The sequence below is a fragment of the Serratia sp. LTN-2 genome, from assembly GCF_059740205.1.
In genome coordinates, this window is sequence record NZ_JCAXDO010000007.1 from 155,673 (window position 1) to 174,132 (window position 18,460).

Annotated in this window: 20 protein-coding genes and 1 riboswitch; of the genes, 7 read left to right on the top strand and 13 right to left on the bottom strand. The window is 59.7% G+C overall.

The features are described from left to right. The first annotated feature begins 24 nt into the window (after nucleotides 1–24). Complete coding sequence (locus AC6BYQ_RS15650; protein WP_498057178.1) at nucleotides 25–3,087, top strand: autotransporter outer membrane beta-barrel domain-containing protein; 3,063 nt, start codon at nucleotides 25–27, stop codon at nucleotides 3,085–3,087. A gap of 147 nt (nucleotides 3,088–3,234) precedes the next feature. Here the strand turns inward: AC6BYQ_RS15650 and rluF are convergent, their stop codons facing one another. Next, nucleotides 3,235–4,104 (bottom strand): 23S rRNA pseudouridine(2604) synthase RluF, encoded by an 870-nt coding sequence (rluF, locus tag AC6BYQ_RS15655; RefSeq protein WP_019452373.1) that lies wholly within the window; start codon nucleotides 4,102–4,104, stop codon nucleotides 3,235–3,237. Between the two features lie 105 nt (nucleotides 4,105–4,209). Then, the gene (locus AC6BYQ_RS15660; protein ID WP_498057179.1) at nucleotides 4,210–4,650 is read right to left on the bottom strand and encodes a winged helix-turn-helix transcriptional regulator; all 441 of its coding nucleotides are present in this window, start codon (nucleotides 4,648–4,650) and stop codon (nucleotides 4,210–4,212) included. A gap of 94 nt (nucleotides 4,651–4,744) precedes the next feature. Between AC6BYQ_RS15660 and AC6BYQ_RS15665 the strand changes: the two genes are divergently transcribed. Next, the gene (locus AC6BYQ_RS15665) at nucleotides 4,745–5,974 is read left to right on the top strand and encodes an MFS transporter (RefSeq protein WP_498057180.1); all 1,230 of its coding nucleotides are present in this window, start codon (nucleotides 4,745–4,747) and stop codon (nucleotides 5,972–5,974) included. Here AC6BYQ_RS15665 and AC6BYQ_RS15670 read toward each other — a convergent pair. The 3 genes from AC6BYQ_RS15670 to AC6BYQ_RS15680 all read right to left on the bottom strand — a co-directional run bounded on the left by AC6BYQ_RS15670 (nucleotide 5,951) and on the right by AC6BYQ_RS15680 (nucleotide 7,566). Further along, the gene (locus AC6BYQ_RS15670) at nucleotides 5,951–6,631 is read right to left on the bottom strand and encodes a class I SAM-dependent methyltransferase (protein ID WP_063919883.1); all 681 of its coding nucleotides are present in this window, start codon (nucleotides 6,629–6,631) and stop codon (nucleotides 5,951–5,953) included. The genes AC6BYQ_RS15665 and AC6BYQ_RS15670 overlap by 24 nt on opposite strands. A 101-nt stretch (nucleotides 6,632–6,732) precedes the next feature. Beyond that, nucleotides 6,733–7,158, bottom strand: a complete 426-nt coding sequence (locus tag AC6BYQ_RS15675; RefSeq protein WP_019452377.1) for a GNAT family N-acetyltransferase — start codon at nucleotides 7,156–7,158, stop codon at nucleotides 6,733–6,735. An 81-nt stretch (nucleotides 7,159–7,239) separates the two neighbouring features. After that, nucleotides 7,240–7,566 (bottom strand): hypothetical protein, encoded by a 327-nt coding sequence (locus tag AC6BYQ_RS15680; RefSeq protein ID WP_498057181.1) that lies wholly within the window; start codon nucleotides 7,564–7,566, stop codon nucleotides 7,240–7,242. Nucleotides 7,567–8,197: 631 nt separating this feature from the next. Between AC6BYQ_RS15680 and AC6BYQ_RS15685 the strand changes: the two genes are divergently transcribed. The 5 genes from AC6BYQ_RS15685 to AC6BYQ_RS15705 all read left to right on the top strand — a co-directional run bounded on the left by AC6BYQ_RS15685 (nucleotide 8,198) and on the right by AC6BYQ_RS15705 (nucleotide 12,182). Beyond that, nucleotides 8,198–8,464 (top strand): hypothetical protein, encoded by a 267-nt coding sequence (locus AC6BYQ_RS15685; protein WP_498057182.1) that lies wholly within the window; start codon nucleotides 8,198–8,200, stop codon nucleotides 8,462–8,464. A 31-nt stretch (nucleotides 8,465–8,495) separates the two neighbouring features. Next, complete coding sequence (locus tag AC6BYQ_RS15690) at nucleotides 8,496–9,443, top strand: hypothetical protein (RefSeq protein WP_498057183.1); 948 nt, start codon at nucleotides 8,496–8,498, stop codon at nucleotides 9,441–9,443. Between the two features lie 472 nt (nucleotides 9,444–9,915). After that, nucleotides 9,916–10,012, top strand: a riboswitch (TPP riboswitch). Nucleotides 10,013–10,047: 35 nt separating this feature from the next. After that, complete coding sequence (gene thiM, locus AC6BYQ_RS15695; RefSeq protein ID WP_498057184.1) at nucleotides 10,048–10,839, top strand: hydroxyethylthiazole kinase; 792 nt, start codon at nucleotides 10,048–10,050, stop codon at nucleotides 10,837–10,839. After that, nucleotides 10,839–11,639: a bifunctional hydroxymethylpyrimidine kinase/phosphomethylpyrimidine kinase gene (gene thiD, locus AC6BYQ_RS15700; RefSeq protein ID WP_498057185.1), complete on the top strand. Its 801-nt coding sequence runs from the start codon at nucleotides 10,839–10,841 to the stop codon at nucleotides 11,637–11,639. Before thiM ends, thiD begins: the two co-directional genes overlap by 1 nt. An 84-nt stretch (nucleotides 11,640–11,723) precedes the next feature. Next, nucleotides 11,724–12,182 carry an inhibitor of vertebrate lysozyme family protein gene (locus AC6BYQ_RS15705; RefSeq protein WP_019452389.1) on the top strand — a complete coding sequence of 153 codons (459 nt, stop codon included), beginning with the start codon at nucleotides 11,724–11,726 and terminating at the stop codon, nucleotides 12,180–12,182. Nucleotides 12,183–12,221: 39 nt separating this feature from the next. Here AC6BYQ_RS15705 and gutQ read toward each other — a convergent pair whose 3' ends face one another. From gutQ to fbaB, 8 genes are all read right to left on the bottom strand, one after another. Then, complete coding sequence (gene gutQ, locus AC6BYQ_RS15710) at nucleotides 12,222–13,193, bottom strand: arabinose-5-phosphate isomerase GutQ (RefSeq protein ID WP_498057186.1); 972 nt, start codon at nucleotides 13,191–13,193, stop codon at nucleotides 12,222–12,224. Continuing rightward, entirely contained in the window at nucleotides 13,186–13,959 is a 774-nt protein-coding gene (gene srlR, locus AC6BYQ_RS15715) for a glucitol operon DNA-binding transcriptional repressor SrlR (RefSeq protein WP_019452391.1), read from the bottom strand. The genes gutQ and srlR overlap by 8 nt, the downstream gene beginning before the upstream one ends. A gap of 83 nt (nucleotides 13,960–14,042) precedes the next feature. Continuing rightward, nucleotides 14,043–14,399: a transcriptional regulator GutM gene (gutM, locus tag AC6BYQ_RS15720; protein ID WP_498057187.1), complete on the bottom strand. Its 357-nt coding sequence runs from the start codon at nucleotides 14,397–14,399 to the stop codon at nucleotides 14,043–14,045. A gap of 45 nt (nucleotides 14,400–14,444) precedes the next feature. Next, nucleotides 14,445–15,224, bottom strand: coding sequence for a sorbitol-6-phosphate dehydrogenase (gene srlD, locus AC6BYQ_RS15725; protein ID WP_025159563.1), 780 nt, complete (start codon nucleotides 15,222–15,224; stop codon nucleotides 14,445–14,447). Between the two features lie 10 nt (nucleotides 15,225–15,234). After that, entirely contained in the window at nucleotides 15,235–15,597 is a 363-nt protein-coding gene (gene srlB / locus AC6BYQ_RS15730) for a PTS glucitol/sorbitol transporter subunit IIA (RefSeq protein ID WP_019452394.1), read from the bottom strand. 22 nt (nucleotides 15,598–15,619) lie between these two features. Further along, nucleotides 15,620–16,600 carry a PTS glucitol/sorbitol transporter subunit IIB gene (gene srlE, locus AC6BYQ_RS15735; RefSeq protein WP_063919872.1) on the bottom strand — a complete coding sequence of 327 codons (981 nt, stop codon included), beginning with the start codon at nucleotides 16,598–16,600 and terminating at the stop codon, nucleotides 15,620–15,622. 15 nt (nucleotides 16,601–16,615) lie between these two features. Continuing rightward, on the bottom strand, nucleotides 16,616–17,164 hold the full coding sequence (gene srlA / locus AC6BYQ_RS15740; protein ID WP_004941528.1) for a PTS glucitol/sorbitol transporter subunit IIC: 549 nt from the start codon (nucleotides 17,162–17,164) through the stop codon (nucleotides 16,616–16,618). Between the two features lie 235 nt (nucleotides 17,165–17,399). Next, on the bottom strand, nucleotides 17,400–18,449 hold the full coding sequence (fbaB, locus tag AC6BYQ_RS15745) for a class I fructose-bisphosphate aldolase (RefSeq protein WP_019452396.1): 1,050 nt from the start codon (nucleotides 18,447–18,449) through the stop codon (nucleotides 17,400–17,402). Nucleotides 18,450–18,460: the final 11 nt, after the last annotated feature.

The following is an 18,460-nucleotide window of genomic DNA, read 5'->3' on the forward strand; positions in this document are numbered from 1 at the left end:
CGCTAATGAGTACGGAGATAGCCCGTGAATGACAAGACATCGCACCCTTTAGCGGTTAAAACGCCGCTTTCCAAACTTTACCTCGCTCTATTTTCCGCGCCGTTGTTGATGCTGGCGCCCGCCGATCTCGCTCGTGCAGACGATGCCATTTTTGACGGCGACTCACGCATTACCGAATCATTGGCCTACACCGGGGACGTTTACGTCGGCCGTAATCAAAGCGGCAACCTGCTGATCGATAATGGCAAGATCAGCGCCTATAACATCAATATCGGCCGGATGTTCAACGGCCAAATTCATGACAGCCTGGTCACGGTCCGCGGGCCGAACGCCGAGCTGAACGCGGTGAACGATCAGTTCGTACTGCGCGGCGGCCTGAATCTGGGGCGGGGCACCTTGCGGGTTGAAGACGGCGCGCTGGCCAGCGCAAAAGAGATCGTGGTCGGCACCACGCGCGGCTATGACAGCCATCTGATCGCCACCGGTGCGGGTTCCCGCGTCACCAGCAATTTTCTCAGCGTCGGCACCGACCTAGGGGCGCGATCCACGCTGGCGATTGAAGACGGCGCGGTGCTGAACACCGCCTTTGACGCGCGCATCGGTAATGGCAGCGGGCCGAACGAGACCGATACGCTGAGCCCGAAAGCCACGGTCACGGGGGCCAATTCCCAGTGGAACGTTGGCCGCGCGCTCACGCTTTACGGTGATCTGGATGTGCTGAACGGCGGCGTGGTCAACGTCGGTAATATTCAGGTGGCGGGTGTCTCCGGCGCGCGTAAAACCGCCGAGCTGGTGGTCGCCGGCAGCGGCTCGCGCTTTACCAGCGGCAGCAGCGTCAACGTCGGCGATTACGGCAACGGCGTGTTGGCGGTCATGGACGGCGGGACATTCTCCGCCGGCGCCAACGAAGTGGTGCTGGGCAAGACCGGCTCCGGCTCGAACCGCGGCGCGCTGATTATCGGCAGCCGCGGCAACATGGATACCGGCACCGGATTGACCGAGCCGACGCTCGGCGCGGCGGGCGCTGCTGGCGCCATCGATGCCCAGACGGCGATCGCCCTGCGGGGCGGATTGTTCCGCAGCTATGTGTACTTTAACCATACCGACGGCAATTACGTTTTCAGCAACAAGATGAGCGGCGAAGGCGAGGTGATCAACACCGCCGGGCACACCACGCTGAACGGCGATCTCACTGAGTTGCAGGCCAACGTCACCGCGCGCGGCGGCAAGCTCATCATCGCCAGCGACATCAATACCCAGAAAGAAGACGATATCTTCGAGATCCAAACTCTCGGTGCCGAGAACGGCGGCACGCTGATCCTCAACGCGACGGCGGGCTCCGACGTCAATAACGGGCAGGGCTACAGCAGCGCCGCCTCGATCAAGGCCGGCGGCACGCTGGGCGGCAACGGCACGCTGGGCCAGACCGAGATCCAGTCCGGCGGCCATATCTCGCCCGGCGACGGCAATATCGGCACGCTGACGCTGAAACGCTACCTGAACTTTATCGGCGAATCCTTCTACGACGTCGATATCGCCGGCGACGGCCGCAGTGACCAGCTGCTGGTGGCGGGCAAAACCACCATCAGCGATCGGGCCAAGGTGCAGGTTACGGCGCTGGATCCGCAAACCAGCTATAAAACCGGCCAAAGCTACCGCATTCTGACCTCGGACGGCGGCATTGATGGCCAGTTCGCGGCGGCGGTCTCCAAGTCTGCTTTCCTCGATGTGGCGTTAAACCACAGTGCCAACGCCGTCGATCTGACCATCGCGCAGAAAGATACGGGCGGTGAAAATCCAGGCGGCGAGAATCCGGGTGGAGAAAACCCAGGCGGTGAAAACCCGGGCGGCGAGAATCCGGGTGGAGAAAATCCAGGCGGTGAAAATCCAGGCGGCGAGAATCCGGGGGGTGAAAACCCAGGTGGTGAGAATCCGGGCGGTGAGAATCCGGGCAGCGGCAAACCGGGCATTTTCCAAACGGTGGCCGAGAGCGGCAACCAATGGAATACCGCCGGTGCGCTCTCAACGCTGACGCAGAGCGGCCCTTCGCTGGCGCTGTATAACTCGCTGCTGCTGCTGAGCGCGCCGGAAGCGCGCGAGGCGTTCAATCAGCTGTCCGGTGAAGTCTATCCGTCGATGCAGTCTAACCTGATCGCCGGCAGCACCCAGCTGTTCAACGTGCTGAACCAGCGCATGCTGCGCCTGTTCGACAACGACAGCCTGCCGGTGCCGCCGTTGGCGATGTCGCTGGTGCAACCGGCGCCGGCGCAAAACAGCGGCGTCTGGGGGCAGACCTTCAGCTCCTGGGGCAGAAACAGCGGCAACGGCAACGTGGGCAAGCTGGACGGTAATACCACCGGCTTCCTGTTGGGGGCGGATCGCAAGCTGACCGATCATAACGTACGCATCGGCGGCTACTTCGGCTACAGCCGCGGCGATTATGACGTCGACAGCCGCCGTTCCAAGGCCGATACCGACAACTACCACCTCGGCCTGTATGCGGCAGGGCAGCAGGATGCGTTCTCGCTGCGCGGCGCGCTGGGTTACACCTGGCACAAGATTGAAGGTAAGCGCAACGTCGATTTCAGCGGCTTCTCGGATCGGCTGAAGTCGGACTACGATGCCAACTCATTGCTGGCGTTCACCGAAGCGGGTTACCGTTTCGGCCAGCCTGAGATGAACGTCGAACCGTTCATCAATCTGAGCTATATCCGCCTGCATACCGACAGCTTCCAGGAGTCGGGCGGCGCGGCGGCGCTGAGCGTGCGCAATGAAACGATGAACACCTTCTACTCCACGCTCGGGGTGCGCGGCGTGACCGAACTGCCGAAGAACGTCAGCCTTTACGGCTCGCTCGGCTGGCAGCATGCCTACGGCGATAAGAACACCTCATCGCGCATGGCGTTTGCCGGCAGCGACGCGTTCGTCACGCAGGGCCAGGCCGTGGATGACAACGTGATGGTGGGCGATATCGGCGTGAGCGTGAAGCTGTCGCGCGCCGCGACGCTGGATGTCGGCTATCAGGGGCAATTTGGCGCAGATACCCGCGTCAATTCGGTCAACGCCAATTTGCGCTGGTCGTTCTGATTTTTTCTTCTGAACTTCTCTGGTACTTACAGGCCCGCTTGATGCGGGCCTTTTTTATGGTGAGAGCTCAGCGGCGGCTTGCGAAGGACTTTTATGATGCAAAAGCCCGCGCCATGGTGGGTGGGCTTGGCGAGAGCGAGCGGGGGATTAACGCCCTTTTTTCTTGCGCCCTGGCTGGGTAAAGCGTTTGCGGCCGGCCGGCGCAGCGGCTTTGTCGGCGCCTTTTGGCCCACCGGCGCTCGGCTTTTTCGCCGGGGCGGATTTGGCCGGGGCTTTCTTCGCCGGCTTGGCCTCGGACGAAGAGCCCTCGATCAGCTTGAACAGCTCAATCAGCTCGTCATCGGTCAGATCGCGCCACTCGCCCAGCGGCAACCCTTTCAGGCTGACGTTCATGATGCGCGTGCGTTCCAGCTTGGTGACCTCGTAGCCGAAGTGTTCGCACATGCGGCGGATCTGGCGGTTCAGCCCTTGCACCAGCGTGATGCGGAACACGAAAGGCGCCTCTTTCTTCACCTTGCACTTTTTGGTCACCGTGCCCAGCATCGGCACGCCGGCGCCCATGCCGCGAATAAACTCGTCGGTCACCGGCTTGTTGACCGTCACCAGATACTCTTTCTCGTGATTGTTGCCGGCGCGCAGGATCTTGTTGACCAGGTCACCGTGGTTGGTCAGAAAGATCAGTCCCTGCGAATCCTTGTCCAAACGGCCGATCGGGAAGATACGTTTGCTGTGGTTGACGAAGTCGGCGATGTTGTCGCGTTCGCCGTCTTCGGTGGTGGTGACGATGCCGACCGGTTTGTTCAGCGCAATCAGCACCAGATCTTCTTCGTTACGCGGTTCGATCAGCTGGCCGTTAACCTTCACGACATCGCCGGCAAATACCTGAGCGCCAACGGTGGCGCGTTTACCGTTGATGAAAACGTTGCCCTGTTCGATGTATCGATCGGCGTCGCGGCGTGAGCAGATGCCGCTCTCGCTAATGTATTTGTTCAGACGAATGGATGAGTTAGTCAGCATGGGATCTCCGTAAAACGCGGACTATACATTACCCGCAGGGGATTGCGGAAGCTGTTCGAGAATAGATGCAATAGCGCGAGGTCACGCAGGCCTTATTAAGACGCTTCATACCTTCACCACCCGGGTATTGAGCGGGGTCAGCGTCTGCCCGGCGCTGCCGATCGGCGTCAGGCGCGGTACGGGGCGGCCGCTGTCGCTTTCCACCAGCGTTGAGTGCGCCTCTCCCTCGGCGAACAGATGATCCTCCCCCCATTGGCGCAGGCCGACGATCACCGGAAACAGCGCACGGCCTTTCTCGGTCAGCACATATTCCTGATAGGCGCTGCCGTCCGCGGCGGGCACGATCTCCAGCACGCCGTGCGTCACCAGGGCGCGCAGCCGGGTAGAAAGAATGTTCTTCGCCATCCCCAGCCCTTTTTGAAACTCGCTGAAACGGGTGACGCCGTCGAAGGCGTCGCGCACGATCAGCAGCGACCACCAGTCGCCAATCACATCCAGCGTGCGCGCCACCGGGCAGGGCGCGTCTTCCAGGCTTTTACGTTTCACGGCGGTTATCTCCAGCTGCACATTCTGGTTGCATTATAAAACCTCCACGCCTAAAGTTCATTGGGTTTAATAATGAAACCAGTCTGAGGTGTGCATGAGCGACAAACTGCTGGATCCTCCTTGTGCGGCGCTGGGGCGCCTGCCGGCCGCCCTGGTGCTGCTGTTGGCCGCCGCCAGCGCCTTTAGCGTGGCCAACGTTTACTATGCGCAGCCGCTGCTGGACGCCATCGCCCGTGATTTTTCCATCAGCCTGGCGGCGGTCGGTATGGTGATCACCGTGACCCAACTGGGCTGTGCGCTGGCGCTGCTGTTGGTGGTGCCGTTGGGGGATCGGCTGAACCGGCATCGGCTGCTGGCGGGGCAACAGCTGGGGCTGATCGGCGCGCTGCTGCTGGTGGGCTGGGCGCACGGCGCGTCTTGGCTGCTGGCGGGCATGTTGCTGGTGGGGTTACTGGGCACCGCCATGACGCAGGGACTGATCGCTTTCGCCGCCGCACTGGCTGCGCCGCAGGAGCGCGGACGGGTGGTCGGTGCAGCGCAGGGCGGCGTGGTGTTGGGGCTGCTGCTGGCGCGCACCCTGTCCGGCGCGCTGGCGGACGTCGGCGGCTGGCGCACGGTGTACTTCTTTTCCGCTGGGGTGACGCTGGTGCTGCTGCCGATCCTGGCGCGCCTGCTGCCTGCGCCGCGCACCTCTCCCAGCACGCTGAGTTATCCCGCCTTGCTGTGTTCAATGCTGACCCTGTTGCGGCATGATCGCACGCTGCAAATTCGCGGCATGCTGGCGCTGCTGATGTTCGGCGCCTTCAGCCTCTTTTGGAGTTCGCTGGTGTTGCCGCTGAGCCAGGCGCCGTTCAACTTCACGCATGCGGCGGTGGGGGCGTTCGGCCTGGTCGGCGCGGTGGGGGCGCTGGCGGCGGTGCGCGCCGGGCATCTGGCGGATCGCGGGCTGGGGCAGGCGGCCAGCGGCGTGTGTCTGCTGCTGTTGACGCTGGCCTGGCTGCCGCTCGGTTTGCTCGGCAGCGGCCTGGCTTGGCTGGTGGCGGGCATTGTGTTGTTGGATCTGGCGGGGCAGGCGATCCACGTACTGAACCAGAGCATGATCTTCAGCGCCCACCCTCAGTCGCACAGCCGCCTGGTGGGCTGCTACATGTTGTTTTACGCCGTCGGCAGCGGGCTGGGCGCCTTTGCCGGCACCCATATGTACGCCTGGGCGGGCTGGCGCGGCGTCTGCTGGCTGGGTGCTGGCGTCAGCCTGAGCGCGTTGCTGTTTTGGTGGCTGACGCTGCGCCGGATGCCGGGCTCAGCTGCGGCGGTGGAGCAGTGAAAGCTGGAACCCCAGCGCACCGCACAACGCCTGAGGCGCGGTGAAGCCGCTTTCCGCCAGGAGGAGACGGCTGCGCGCCGCCGTCATCGGGTGCCAGTTACGGCGGATGCGTTCGATCGTTTCCTGCGCCTGCGCCGCCGAATGCCCGGTGCTTTGCAGCCAGTGTTGGTAGTGGCTGGCGGGCAGGCCCTCCGGTTGATAGTCGAACAGCAGCAGCGGTGCGGCGGGGGAGAGGCGCTGTGCCAACTGCCGCAGGAAATCCAGTTTTGCGCCATCGTCGGCGATAAAGTGCAGCACCAATGAGCACACCGCCGCGTCGTGGCGAGTTTGCGGCGCTTGTTGCAGCAGGGTTGGCTGGAAGCTCACCCGCTGTGTGTAACCTGCGGCTTCGGCCTTGGCGCGTGCGGCCGCCAGCATGCCGGCGGAGGGTTCCACGGCGCTGAAACGCCAGCTTACGTTGGCGGCGGCCAGCGCCTCCAGTTCGCTGCCGGTGCCGCAACCGGCCAACAACAATGTGGCGTCATTCGGCAGCGTCTGCACGAGCGTCGCCGTCAGCAGCGCCTGGGCAAACTGATAGCCGGGCACCAGGGTCAGAATACGGCGATCGTAGTCTGCCGCCGCAGCATCGGGGAAGCGAGTATCCGTTTGATGTTGCATAACCTTCCTTGCAAAGTTCATCGAGAGAAGCAAAGAAGGGTATGCCTAAATGGTAATGAAATCCATTATCGTTAATGGATTCTGTGACAGGACATGCGGCGCTAACGAACCGGCGAATGCATCAGGTAATAATCTTCTTCGCCGTCGTTGCCGGTAGAGATGACGCGCCAGCCGTGCTTGCGGTAGAACGCCAGCGCCTTTTCATTTTTCACCAGGCATTTCAGCGAGCCGGTGGCGGTGAAGGTAGCTTGCGCCGCCTGCAGCAACGCACTGCCGACGCCGCGCGGCGGCTGATGGGGATCGACATACAGGTTATGAATGAAGTTGTCTTCGCGGTAGACGGAGACGAATCCCAGCAGCGTGCCGCCGTCTTCCGCCACCCAAATCGCTTCGCCCAGCGTCGCGCTGTCGAAATCTTCCAACTGGTAGTTTGAGGTATCGCGCCAACCGAACGCCGCCTTGCGCGATGCCAGGTATAGCGTGCGCAAGAAGGGGCGATCGGCCTCTTGGTAAGGTCTTATCTGCATGGCATCTCCCGGTGGTGTATGCAGACTATAGCGCATTGCGGTGGGAACGCACGGCCATCTTAAGCGCGTGGCGATATGTCGTCAGGCGTGCTCCGCCTGCATTTTCATCCAGAACGCTTCCTGGCAGCGATTATAAAACTGCTTTTTTCTCGGCGAGACGGCATGGCCGCCATCGTGTACGACTTCGTAGCTTATCCAGCATTCGCGGCACAGATCGTCGGATTGAAAGCTATCCGATTCCATCTTGCACAAGAGGGTGACGCCGTTGCTGAATTCATAAAGTATTTCGCGCTCTTCAATGACGTTTTCCTCATCAAAGAAGCGTTCGACGCTTTCCGTTTTGTTGATTGCCCGCACCTGTGAAGAGCGTGCGTGAATGCCGCAGAGGTAGGTATAAAGTCGTTGCATCGCCAGTCCTGTCCATAATGCGTGCAGAGAGTTAAATGTCTCTTGGTCGGTATTGCCTAATCATAAGACAATCGGTGGAAGGGAAAAAGCGGCTTCGATGTTTCGGGGAAACTGAAGTTGGAATGATGAGGGAAGATGAAAGCTAACGATATCTCTTACAAGTAGTGGGCTATTCGAAACTGATTGAGTAGAAATTTAAAAATTATGTTAGATATTAACAGAAGAATAGGACTTTCTTAGAACACTAAAAACGAGAGTTTCCTGAATTGGGAAAATGTATGTCTATGTTTACGAACATCTTGACATCCAGCACTTGAGTGTTTTTGGTAATACCAATCGTTGTAAATTATTTTTCGCGCAACTTTCTTAGTGGTGATTTCTGACTGAAATAGTAAATTTTTTAATCAACAATAATGGTAGGCATGAGAAGTGCTGGACCTTGTTAGACATTTTCTCCTCCCTCCTACCTCATGAGCTTTTTATGTGGTTGATTAGCTGTCTTAGTATAAATAGTCATCTTTTTCCATTGGTTTTGTGAGGTTGGTCAAAAATTCATGGAGATTTTTCTTGAAAAATAAGGTGGTGGTACTCATATAGCTTTGATACTCCTTTCCTAAAGGAAAATTGATCTATGGCTAATTGTGAAGATCAACATCGATACTGGGGTTTTTTCGAACAGCTTCCTGACGATCAGGGAGGGATAGGCAGGCATAAGTGCTGTGGTTGTGCATATGAAAGAGGGTACCTGGCGGGGGTAAGAAGAGATGAAATGCTTCGAATTGAATTAGATTCACTTCCTGAGAGCCAAGCTGGGAATGTACGGCATAAAAGCCCGCATGCTGCCTATGCTCAGGGCTATCTTGATGGTGTTTCTGCGTCTTACGGTAATAAGAAATAAGTGTAGATGTAGTTTTTATAGGGAGAAAAACATGACCATTCGAAGAATCGCCTATGCTTATTATGATCCCCGATGGGATAAATCAACAATGCCTATTGTTGCTCTGAGCCGTACTGAGGTTGAGCCTTTAGAATATGAAGCAGAAATGAAAGGACATCTACATTGTCCTTCTTGTTATGAGCCTTTGTTAAGGGTTCCTGGAGATCCAGCAGTAGCTGTTATGGCTAATGGGGCTGATGCTCTTTTTCGTCATTTCCCTGATGAAGATGCACCATATTGCCGCTTACGGAGTGGTATTATGGTTGGAAAAAAATACGATTCAGAGGCTGAAGCAGCTAAAGCTGTTGAAGATGGCGATCTGATTATTATTAGCGGCTTTAAACAGGAAAGGCCTCAAAATACTGCTAGGCAGCAAGATGAAGAGCATGGCGAACCGGTTGAGACAGAATTTGAAAGCGAAGATGGGCCATCAGTTAACGTTCCAGCATCTCGTCACGAAGGTCAGACGTTTAATCTACCAAGTAAGATAACCAGCATTCAATCCTTATGTGCGAATTTTCGTCAAAATTACTACCGAGATATTCATCTAGTGGTGGGAGAAAATGTGCATCAGTATGTTTTAGCAGAATGCTTGAAAGAAGCTTCTGAAATAGATGCTGAAGATGATTTCCCTAGATTCTATTTTGGGGAAATTGTACGCATAGAACGATTTGAAAATAAAAGTCATGTTTTTTTAAGACACCCTAGGCTTGTTGGTAACGTCGATTTTAGAATATCAGCCAGTAACGGTGATCTGGACGCTAGAGGAATTACTCAGAGTAATTCATTAAGACGAATTCTTCTGTTTTTTGGAAAAGTCGAACCATGTGGTGCAGGGTATTGGTCTAAAGATAAAACATGGGGGGAGATTGGGATTCTTCCAGTGAAGTATGAAGACTTCCTTCGTGCCAACTATAATCGTGATAAAATTGATTTTTAACATAATAAATATTAGGTTTTTTCTCTTGAACAACTATTCTTGATTACCTAATAGTTGATGGCGATATCTAACCGAATTAACAAGCCTGACAGCAAAAACCGGGATACTCCCGGTTTTTGTGAGTCTTAAGCCGGAATTCTGTAGTAATGGCAAAAGGCATTGTTTAGTAAAGCTGACGTAGCACTCCCTCGTGATTATCAGTGAGCTCGCATATTTTACTATTAACCCATTGCTGGATCGCTAGTGCATGCTTCTCGGTTAGTTTGGTATGCAATTCCCTTCGTTAATTTCTTCATATTCTAACGCCCATGAGAACTTGCGTCTAAGGGATGGGGAGTTATTTGTATCACATAGATTGACATTCAATCTGCTATACATGCCCCAAAAGAGTAGCTTTGCCGTTTACAAGACTTCCCGCTGGCATTACCATCCCGCTCAGGGATTAACGCAGCGTTGATCACAACCTATTGATTTTCATGACTCGGGGTGCCCTTCTACGTGAAGGCTGAGAAATACCCGTATTACCTGATCTGGATAATGCCAGCGTAGGGAAGTCACGGCCGCCCAACCGGCGCCGCCTTCTTGAACGCCGGTTGGGAGGAATATGATCGCTCGACCTGATGCACTACCCGGCGCTCGCGCCGCGGCCTGTCTGACCCAATTCCAACAGCGGTCTCCGCTGATCCACTGCCTGACCAACGAAGTGGTGCAATCGCTGACCGCCAACGTGTTGCTGGCGCTCGGTGCCTCCCCGGCGATGGTGGTGGAGCCGCAAGAAGCGGCGCAGTTCAGCGCGCTGGCCGACGGCCTGCTGATCAACGTCGGCACCCTCAACGCGCTGCGCGCCGAATCGATGCGGGCGGCGGTGGCCGCCGCCAATCAGGCCGGCAAGCCCTGGACGCTGGATCCGGTGGCGGTCGGCGCGCTCTCCTACCGCACCGCCTTCGCTAAACAGCTGCTGGACGGGCAACCGGCGGCGATACGCGGCAATGCCTCGGAAATCATGGCGCTCAGCGGGTTGCTGGCCAGCGGCCGCGGCGTGGACAGCGGTGACGATTCGCTGGCGGCACTGCCCGCCGCGCGTGAGCTGGCGCTGCGCAGCGGCGCGGTGGTGGCGGTCACCGGCGTGGTGGATTACGTCACCGACGGCCAGCGCGACTGGGCGATCGAAGGCGGCTCCCCGCTGATGACGCGGGTGGTGGGCACCGGCTGCGCGCTGTCGGCGGTGGTGGCGGCGTTTTGCGCGCTGCCGGGCGATCGCCTGGACAATGTGGCGACCGCCTGCCGGGTGATGTCCCATTGCGGCGGCCTCGCGGCCAAACAGGCCGCCGGGCCGGGCAGCTTTACACCGGCGTTCCTCGACGCGTTGTATCAACTGCGCGGGGAGGATCTGTGATGAAACGTATCAACGCGCTGACCATCGCCGGCACCGATCCCAGCGGCGGCGCCGGTATTCAGGCCGATCTGAAAGCTTTCTCGGCGCTTGGCGCCTACGGCACTTCGGTGATCACCGCGCTGGTGGCGCAGAATACCCGCGGCGTGCAGTCGGTGTATTACATCGATCCGGCGTTCGTCGCCGCGCAGCTGGACTCGGTGTTCAGCGACGTGCGCATCGACAGCGTCAAGATCGGCATGCTGGCCAACGCCGACATCGTGCAGGCGGTGGCCGAACGCCTGCGCCATTATCGGCCGGAGTTCGTGGTGCTGGATACCGTGATGCTGGCGAAAAGCGGCGATCCGTTGCTGGCGCCGGAGGCGGTGGCCTCGATTCGCAGCGAGCTGTTGCCACTGGTGTCGATCATTACGCCGAATCTGCCGGAAGCGGCGGCGCTGCTGGCGTGCGCGCCGGCGGAAGATGAAGCGCAGATGCGCGAACAGGGGCGGGCGCTGCTGGCGATGGGCTGCCAGGCGGTGTTGATGAAGGGCGGCCACCTGAGCGAAAGCGAGAGCCCGGACTGGCTGTTTACCGCAGAAGGCGAGCAGCGCTTTACCGCGCCGCGCGTCGCCACCCGCCACACCCACGGCACCGGTTGCACGCTCTCGGCCGCGCTGGCGGCGCTGCGCCCGCGCCATGCCGACTGGGCGGCGACGGTAGCCGCCGCCAAGGGCTACCTGCAAAAAGCGCTGCAACAGGCGGATACGCTGGAAGTGGGGCACGGCATCGGGCCGGTGCATCATTTCCACGCCTGGTGGTGAGTCAACTTTTTGCCGCAACCGTGGTCTGACTAGTTCAGGCCCGGTTTTACGGGCGAAACCTGATTTAACCTAGGGAGAAGCACTATGACGGGACACCAGACGCTGCGTTGCGCCCTCTTCGGCGTACTGCTTAGCTTCAGCGCGGGCAGCTTGGCCCAGCAGATCGTCACCACATCGGATTTGATTCAGCAGCCGGGGTATCAGGCCAGCTGGCAAAATATGGTGAAAGGCCAGGCGCGGATGCCGGGCTGGGCGCGCAAGGGCGTCGGCACCTCTACGCCGGCGCAGAATCTGAACTGGAAGGGCAAAGAGTATCTGGTCGGCAACCTGTGCAAACCGCACGACTGCGGCAACAACTTTTTAATCGTGGCGTTCAGCGCGGATAAATCCCAGGCCTGGGGCGTGCGGGTCGAGGTGGCGGACCGGCCGGAAGCCGTCGATCACCCGAAGAAGTACGCCAAGTACCAGTGGCTCGGTAAGCCGGATGAAGATATGAAGGCGCTGCTGAAGCAGCAGTTCGAGAACAATCCTGACTGGAAATAATCTGGCTGGGGGCGCCGCTGCAGGCACCCCCGGCACCGATCAGCCGATGCCGGCCTGATGCAGATCGTGCAGGTTGAGCGCCCCCACCAGTACGCCGTCCATATCGACCACCGGGGCTGCGCTGATGTGCTGTTCGTGCAGCGCTTCCAGCGCTTCGCCGGCACGCCACTGCTCCGGCAGCCGATAGCCGGGGCGGGTGATCGCCGGGCTGAGCGGATCCTGCAGGCTATTGCCTTTCACCAGCCAGCGGCGCAGGTCGCCGTCGGTAAACACCCCCACCACTCGTTGCTGCGTGTCGCAGACCGCCACTAACCCGAGCCCGGTGCGGCTCAGTTCCAGCATCGCTTCCATCACGTTGGCGCTTTCGCTCACGCGCGGCAGGCGATCGCCGGTGCGCATCAGGTGATGCACGCGGTTCAGCAGGCGCGCCCCCAGGCTGCCACCCGGGTGCGAACGGGCGAAGTCTTCCGCGTTGAAACCGCGCTGGCGCATCAGCGCCATCGCCAGGGCGTCGCCCATCATCAGGGTGTTGACTGCGCTGGAGGTCGGCGCCAGCCCCATCGGGCAGGCTTCGCGCTCGACGCCGATATCCAGCACGCAGGCCGCGGCCAGCGCCAGCGGCGACTCTTTGCCGCCGGTGACGGCGATCACCGGAATGCCGTTCTCCGCCAACAGCGGCAGGATCAGGTCCAGCTCTTTGGCGCGGCCGGAGTAGGAGATGAACACCACCACGTCGTCGGCGCCGATCATGCCGAGATCGCCGTGCAGCGCTTCCGCCGGGTGCACGAAGAACGACGGCGTGCCGGTGCTGGCCAGCGACGCGGCGATCTTCTTGCCGATATGGCCGGACTTGCCGATGCCGGAAATCACCGCTTTGCCACGGCAGTTCAGCAGCAGCTCGCAGGCGCAGACGAAGTTCTCATCCAGGCGCGCCAGCAGGCGCTGCGCTTCGGTTAGCTCGATCTCCAGCGTTTCGCGGGCGAAGGCGAGCAGGGCGTTGGCGTTACTCATCGGGATCTCCTACCAGAAAGATATTGATGCCTTTCGCCTGCAGGGCGGCGAGGTAATCGGGGTTGATGTCTCTGTCGGTGATCAGCGTGTCGACGGCGCTGAGTTCGCACACCACGTTCGGGCTCTTGCGGCCGAATTTCGAGGAGTCTACCAATAGAATAATGCGGCTGGCGGCTTCGCACATCGCCTTGCTGACGTTGTGCACTTCGTTGAAGGTGGTGACGCCGGCGTTGAGATCGACGCCGTCCGCGCCGATAAACAGCTTGTCGAAGCTGAATTGCTGAAACGCCGATTCCGCCAGGCTGCCGTGGAACGAGGCCGACTTCTTGCGGTAGGTGCCGCCGGGCATCAGGATAGTCTGATCGTTGTCCAGCTCCACCAGCGCGTTGACGATGGTCAGGCTGTTGGTCATCACCGTGATGTTGTTGAACTGTGCCAGGTGCGGCACCATCTGCAGCACCGTGCTGCCGGCGTCGAAGATCAGCGAGTCGCCGTCGGCGATCAGCGCCACGGCGGCGCTGGCGATCTGGCGTTTTTTCTCGGTGTTGATATGGGTTTTGCGGTCGATCGGCTGATCGCCGTCGTCGCGGCTGAGCACCACGCCGCCGTAGGTGCGGATCACCTCGCCTTCTTCTTCCAGCAGGGTGAGATCCTTGCGGATGGTGGTGCCGGTGGTGGAGAAATGCTCGGCCAGGGCGTCCACTGCCGTTTTGCCATGCCGCTGCAGATATTCAAGGATAGCGGCCTGCCGCTGCTTTGGTTTCATCGCGATTCCCGTTCACAAGAGTTGGGCATTTCCTCTCGCTGAATAATTCACTATGAAAGGTAATGTCTTTTAATGTGAAAATATCACGATTTGGGTTTAATCGCTAACGATAGTGCAGACTGGCATGCGCGATCCTCGGGGAAGATCACATCCGGGCGTAAATCCTGCTGATGCAAACCGTGCAATCGAGGCAGCGGGCGGGGCCGGGCGAAAACGGTCAGGCCGCGCAGCAACAGGCTGCCGCACACCCGCCGATCGGCGTCGAAGGCCAGCGCCAGCACCACTCGCGGGCGAAAACGGCCACCGGAACGGCCGACGCCGACGACGCCCAGCCGGCACAGGCCGTCGAAGGCGCGGTTGAAGCGCTGCAGTTGCCACCAGCCGAAGGCGATTTGCAGCAGCCAGGCCAGCAGCGCGAAGGCGATCAGAGCTTGTGTCATGGAGTTCTCCTTAGCCCCCTCTGCTGAAGGGGGCGTCGATTGGCGTCAGAACATCACCTGGCCGCCGGTGATGTTGATCGATTGGCCGGTGCAGTAAGAGGCCTTATCGCTGGCGTAGAACAGCAGGGTGTTCAGCACGTCCTGGTAGTCGCAGCCGCGTTTCAGCGGCACCTTGTCGATGTAGTACTGCTCCACCTGATCCGGCGCGATGCCCAATTTTTGCGCGTACTGTGGCAGCAGCGACTGGAACATCGGCGATTTCAGCAGGTTGCCGAGCATTAGCGAATGCACGGTGATGCCGTACTCCGCCAGATCGAGCGCCAGCGACTGCGTCAGCCCCACGCCGCCGAACTTGGCGGCGCTGTAGCCAGAGTTGTGCTTGCTGCCGACCTTGCCGGATTTAGAATTGATCTGGATGATGCGCCCGGCGATGCCGTCGCGGATCATCAGCCGCGAGAACTCGCGGGCGCAGAGGAAATAGCCCACCAGGTTCACCTGCAGCGAGCGATCGAAGTCGCCCAGCGGGAAATCGGTGATCGGCGCCGCCTTGGCGATGCCGGCGCTGTACACCAGCAGATTAGCCTGGCCGAACGCCCGGTCAACCGCCGCCGCCAGCGCGATCACGCTCTGCTCGTCGGTGGCGTCGGCCTGAAAACCGCAGGCGCTGCCTGAGCCGTACTCTTCGTTGATCTGCTGCGCCACCCGATTGGCGTTGTCGGCGTTCAGATCGGCCACCGCCACCCGATAACCGGCCTGCGCCAGCCCGTGGCTCAAAAATGCACCTAACGTTTGGCCGCCGCCAATCACTACAGCTACTTCAGACATGGTCTACTCCTTATGCGATAAATGACAGCGTGCTGCCCAACGGGATATCGGTCGGCGTCGGGCCGGATACGTGGATCGAGCCGGGGAATTCGGCTTCGGCTTCGCCGTCGAAGCGCACGGTGATGTGGCCCAGCTCGCGCAGATTCTGCGTGGCGACGCTGCCGACGGCGGTAATGGCGTAGCGCCGCTGCGCCAGCTCCATCACGCCGCCCACCTGCAGTTCGCCGGCGGTCGCGCCGTGGCGGTGGATAAAGCAGAACTCTTCGATGTCCGCCGGCGCGCCTTCACGAAAGGTGATCAGCATATTGTCCAGCAACGCCTCGCGGGCGCAGCCGCCGATTTGCGTGATGGTGGTATGAAAAATGGTGTGCATGAACGTCTCCCTGAAAATCACACTATTGATAAATGAAGGCCGAGGCGGCCCAGGCGATCAACACCGTCGGGGCGCCGGTCAGGAAGCGGCCGACCAGCACCGACGGCACGCCGACCCGCACGGTGTCCTGTTTGGCTTCCGCCAGCGACAGGCCGACCGGAATGAAGTCGCAGGCGGCCTGCGCGTTGATGGCGAACAGCGCGGGCAGCGCCAGCTGCGGCGGAATATGGCCGAGGCCGATCTGCACCCCGACCAGCACGCCGATCACCTGGGCGATGACCGCGCCGGGGCCGAGGAACGGCGACAGCAGCGGGAACGAGCAGATCAGCGCCAGCGTCACCAGCCCGATCGGGCTGTTGGCCAGCGGCGTCAGGCCGTGAGCGATAAAGTCCCCGAGGCCGGAGGCCATGATGATGCCGATCAGCGCCGAGACGAACGCCATAAACGGCAGAATGGTCTTCAGCACGGTGTCGATGGTGTCGCGCCCGGCCTGGAAGAACACCGCCACCACCGAGCCCATGCCCATGCCGACCTTCGCCAGCAGCCCGTCGCTTTGCTCGGTGATCTTCTTGCTGGTGTCGTAGTCGCGCGCCTTGGGCGGCGCAGCCACGGCGGCGGCGGGCGGGGTTTCCGCCGTTTCGATTCGGCTGATGTTGTGGTCGCGCACGCCGGAGACATAGATGTCTTCGAGGATAAACTGCGCCAGCGGGCCGGACTGGCCGGTGGCGTGGATGTTGACCGTCGGAATGCGGCGTTTCGGGTACAGGCCGCAGCGCAGGGTGCCGCCGCAGTCGATCACCGCCACGCCGATCTCGTCCGCCGGCGGCTCGCCCTCTTTGAAACCGTCGACGGCCGGCCAGCCAGTCAATTCGCTGAGGCGATCGACGATGGAAGGCCGGGTACCGGCGGTGATGTACACCACTTTCTTGCCGGGTTCGATCGGCAGTTCCAGGGGGCCGCCCCAGCCGCTGGCGCCTTTTTCAATACGGATATAAGCACTCATGCTGCACTCCACGAATTAAAGTTGCACCTGGCGATCCAGACGGATGCCCATCTTGCGTTCGAACAGGCTGGTGGTGAGATCGGTAACCCAGCCGCGGAAGAAGTTAGTGAACAGCCCCACCAGGAAATAGCTCACCGCCAGCGGGCCGAGCGGCAGGCCGAGGGTGGTCAGGCCGCTGGCGATGCCGAGGTAAACGAACAGCTCGCCGGGGTTGATGTGCGGGAACAGACCGTTCATCGAGTGGCAGCTGTAAGAGGCCGCCGCGTAGTAGCTCGGCTTGTATTTCTCCGGCATGAAACGCCCCAGGCTGAGGGTCATCGGGTTGCAGAAGACAAAGGTGCCGATCAGCGGCAGCAGCAGATAACGCGAGACGGGGTTGCCCGCGCAGCGCTGCGCCAATCGTTCGATACGTTCCTGGCCAACAAATTTGATCAGTGCGTTCATGATAACCAACAGGCTGATCAACAAAGGTAAAATGCCGGTCACCATGCCGACAAACACTTCACCGCCTTTCTGAAACAGGCCGATAAACCACTCGGCGCCGTGGGTGATTAGCTCAATCATTATGTTCTCCTGTAATGGACTTATATGGCCTGGAGCGAACGGCGGCTCTGTCGCCATGGGCCTTACAGTAGTCACTTTGTTGGGCTATTTGTTTTAAACAGATCACAATTTGAAAGATAAATATTTTATTTTGAAAGTTTAAAGTGAAAGAAAGAGAAGGTATGCGGCTTGAAAAGTGGGGGACGGGCACAAAAAAGCCCGGCGAGCCGGGCTTTGGGATAGGTGGTCTGTCACATCAGGCGATGGTGACCTTCTTGTCCAGGTAGGCGTCTTGCACGGCGTTGATCAGTGCCACGCCGTCTTTCATCGATTTCTTGAATGCCTTGCGCCCCAGGATCAGGCCCATGCCGCCGGCGCGTTTGTTGATCACCGCGGTGCGCACCGATTCCTGCAGATCGTTCTCACCGGCGGCGCCGCCGGAGTTGATCAGCCCAGCGCGGCCCATGTAGCAGTTGGCCAGTTGGTAGCGCACCAGATCGATCGGGTGATCGGTGGTCAGCTTGTCGTAGACGCGGTCATCGGTATAGCCGAATTTCACCGCGCGGTAGCCGCCGTTGTTTTCCGCCATTTTCTGTTTGACGATGTCGGCGCCGATGGTGGCGGCGATGTGGTTGGCCTGGCCGGTCAGATCGGCGCTGGAGTGGTAGTCCACGCCGTCCTTGTTGAACGCCGGATTACGCAGATAGGCCCACAGCACCGTGACCATGCCCAGCTCATGCGCGCGCTCAAAGGCGATAGAGATCTCTTCGATCTGGCGGCGCGACTGCTCGGAGCCGAAGTAAATGGTGGCGCCGACCGCCACCGCACCCATGTTGAACGCCTGCTCGACGCTGGCGTACAGGGTCTGGTCGTACTGGGTCGGGTAGCTCAGCGTTTCGTTGTGGTTGATTTTGACCAGGAACGGGATCTTGTGCGCGTAGCGGCGCGATACCGACGCCAGCACGCCGTAGGTGGAGGCGACGCAGTTACAGCCGGCTTCAATCGCCAGCTCGACGATATTCTTCGGATCGAAATACAGCGGGTTGGCGGCGAACGACGCGGCGGCAGAGTGCTCGATGCCTTGGTCGACCGGCAGGATAGACAGGTAGCCGGTGCCGGCCAGGCGGCCGTGGTTGAACAGGGTTTGCATCGAACGCAACACCGTGTTCGGGCGGTTGTTATCGATCATTACGCGGTCGACGAAGTCGGCGCCCGGCAGGTAGAGATTCTCGGCGGGGATAGTGGTACAGCGGTGTTGCAGCAGATCTTCCGCTTCCTTTCCTAGCAACTGCACAATATCAGTCATGATTCACTCCC

Bases quoted from the DNA above. Each gene is read 5' to 3' on its own strand.
- gutQ (WP_498057186.1), bottom strand. From the start codon at position 13,193: ATGAGTAACGCCAACGCCCTGCTCGCCTTCGCCCGCGAAACGCTGGAG.
- gutM (WP_498057187.1), bottom strand. From the start codon at position 14,399: ATGACACAAGCTCTGATCGCCTTCGCGCTGCTGGCCTGGCTGCTGCAA.
- AC6BYQ_RS15675 (WP_019452377.1), bottom strand. From the start codon at position 7,158: ATGCAGATAAGACCTTACCAAGAGGCCGATCGCCCCTTCTTGCGCACG.
- AC6BYQ_RS15670 (WP_063919883.1), bottom strand. From the start codon at position 6,631: ATGCAACATCAAACGGATACTCGCTTCCCCGATGCTGCGGCGGCAGAC.
- thiD (WP_498057185.1), top strand. From the start codon at position 10,839: ATGAAACGTATCAACGCGCTGACCATCGCCGGCACCGATCCCAGCGGC.
- srlD (WP_025159563.1), bottom strand. From the start codon at position 15,224: ATGTCTGAAGTAGCTGTAGTGATTGGCGGCGGCCAAACGTTAGGTGCA.
- fbaB (WP_019452396.1), bottom strand. From the start codon at position 18,449: ATGACTGATATTGTGCAGTTGCTAGGAAAGGAAGCGGAAGATCTGCTG.
- srlE (WP_063919872.1), bottom strand. From the start codon at position 16,600: ATGAGTGCTTATATCCGTATTGAAAAAGGCGCCAGCGGCTGGGGCGGC.
- AC6BYQ_RS15705 (WP_019452389.1), top strand. From the start codon at position 11,724: ATGACGGGACACCAGACGCTGCGTTGCGCCCTCTTCGGCGTACTGCTT.
- AC6BYQ_RS15680 (WP_498057181.1), bottom strand. From the start codon at position 7,566: ATGCAACGACTTTATACCTACCTCTGCGGCATTCACGCACGCTCTTCA.
- srlB (WP_019452394.1), bottom strand. From the start codon at position 15,597: ATGCACACCATTTTTCATACCACCATCACGCAAATCGGCGGCTGCGCC.
- AC6BYQ_RS15690 (WP_498057183.1), top strand. From the start codon at position 8,496: ATGACCATTCGAAGAATCGCCTATGCTTATTATGATCCCCGATGGGAT.
- thiM (WP_498057184.1), top strand. From the start codon at position 10,048: ATGATCGCTCGACCTGATGCACTACCCGGCGCTCGCGCCGCGGCCTGT.
- srlA (WP_004941528.1), bottom strand. From the start codon at position 17,164: ATGATTGAGCTAATCACCCACGGCGCCGAGTGGTTTATCGGCCTGTTT.
- AC6BYQ_RS15685 (WP_498057182.1), top strand. From the start codon at position 8,198: ATGGCTAATTGTGAAGATCAACATCGATACTGGGGTTTTTTCGAACAG.
- rluF (WP_019452373.1), bottom strand. From the start codon at position 4,104: ATGCTGACTAACTCATCCATTCGTCTGAACAAATACATTAGCGAGAGC.
- AC6BYQ_RS15665 (WP_498057180.1), top strand. From the start codon at position 4,745: ATGAGCGACAAACTGCTGGATCCTCCTTGTGCGGCGCTGGGGCGCCTG.
- srlR (WP_019452391.1), bottom strand. From the start codon at position 13,959: ATGAAACCAAAGCAGCGGCAGGCCGCTATCCTTGAATATCTGCAGCGG.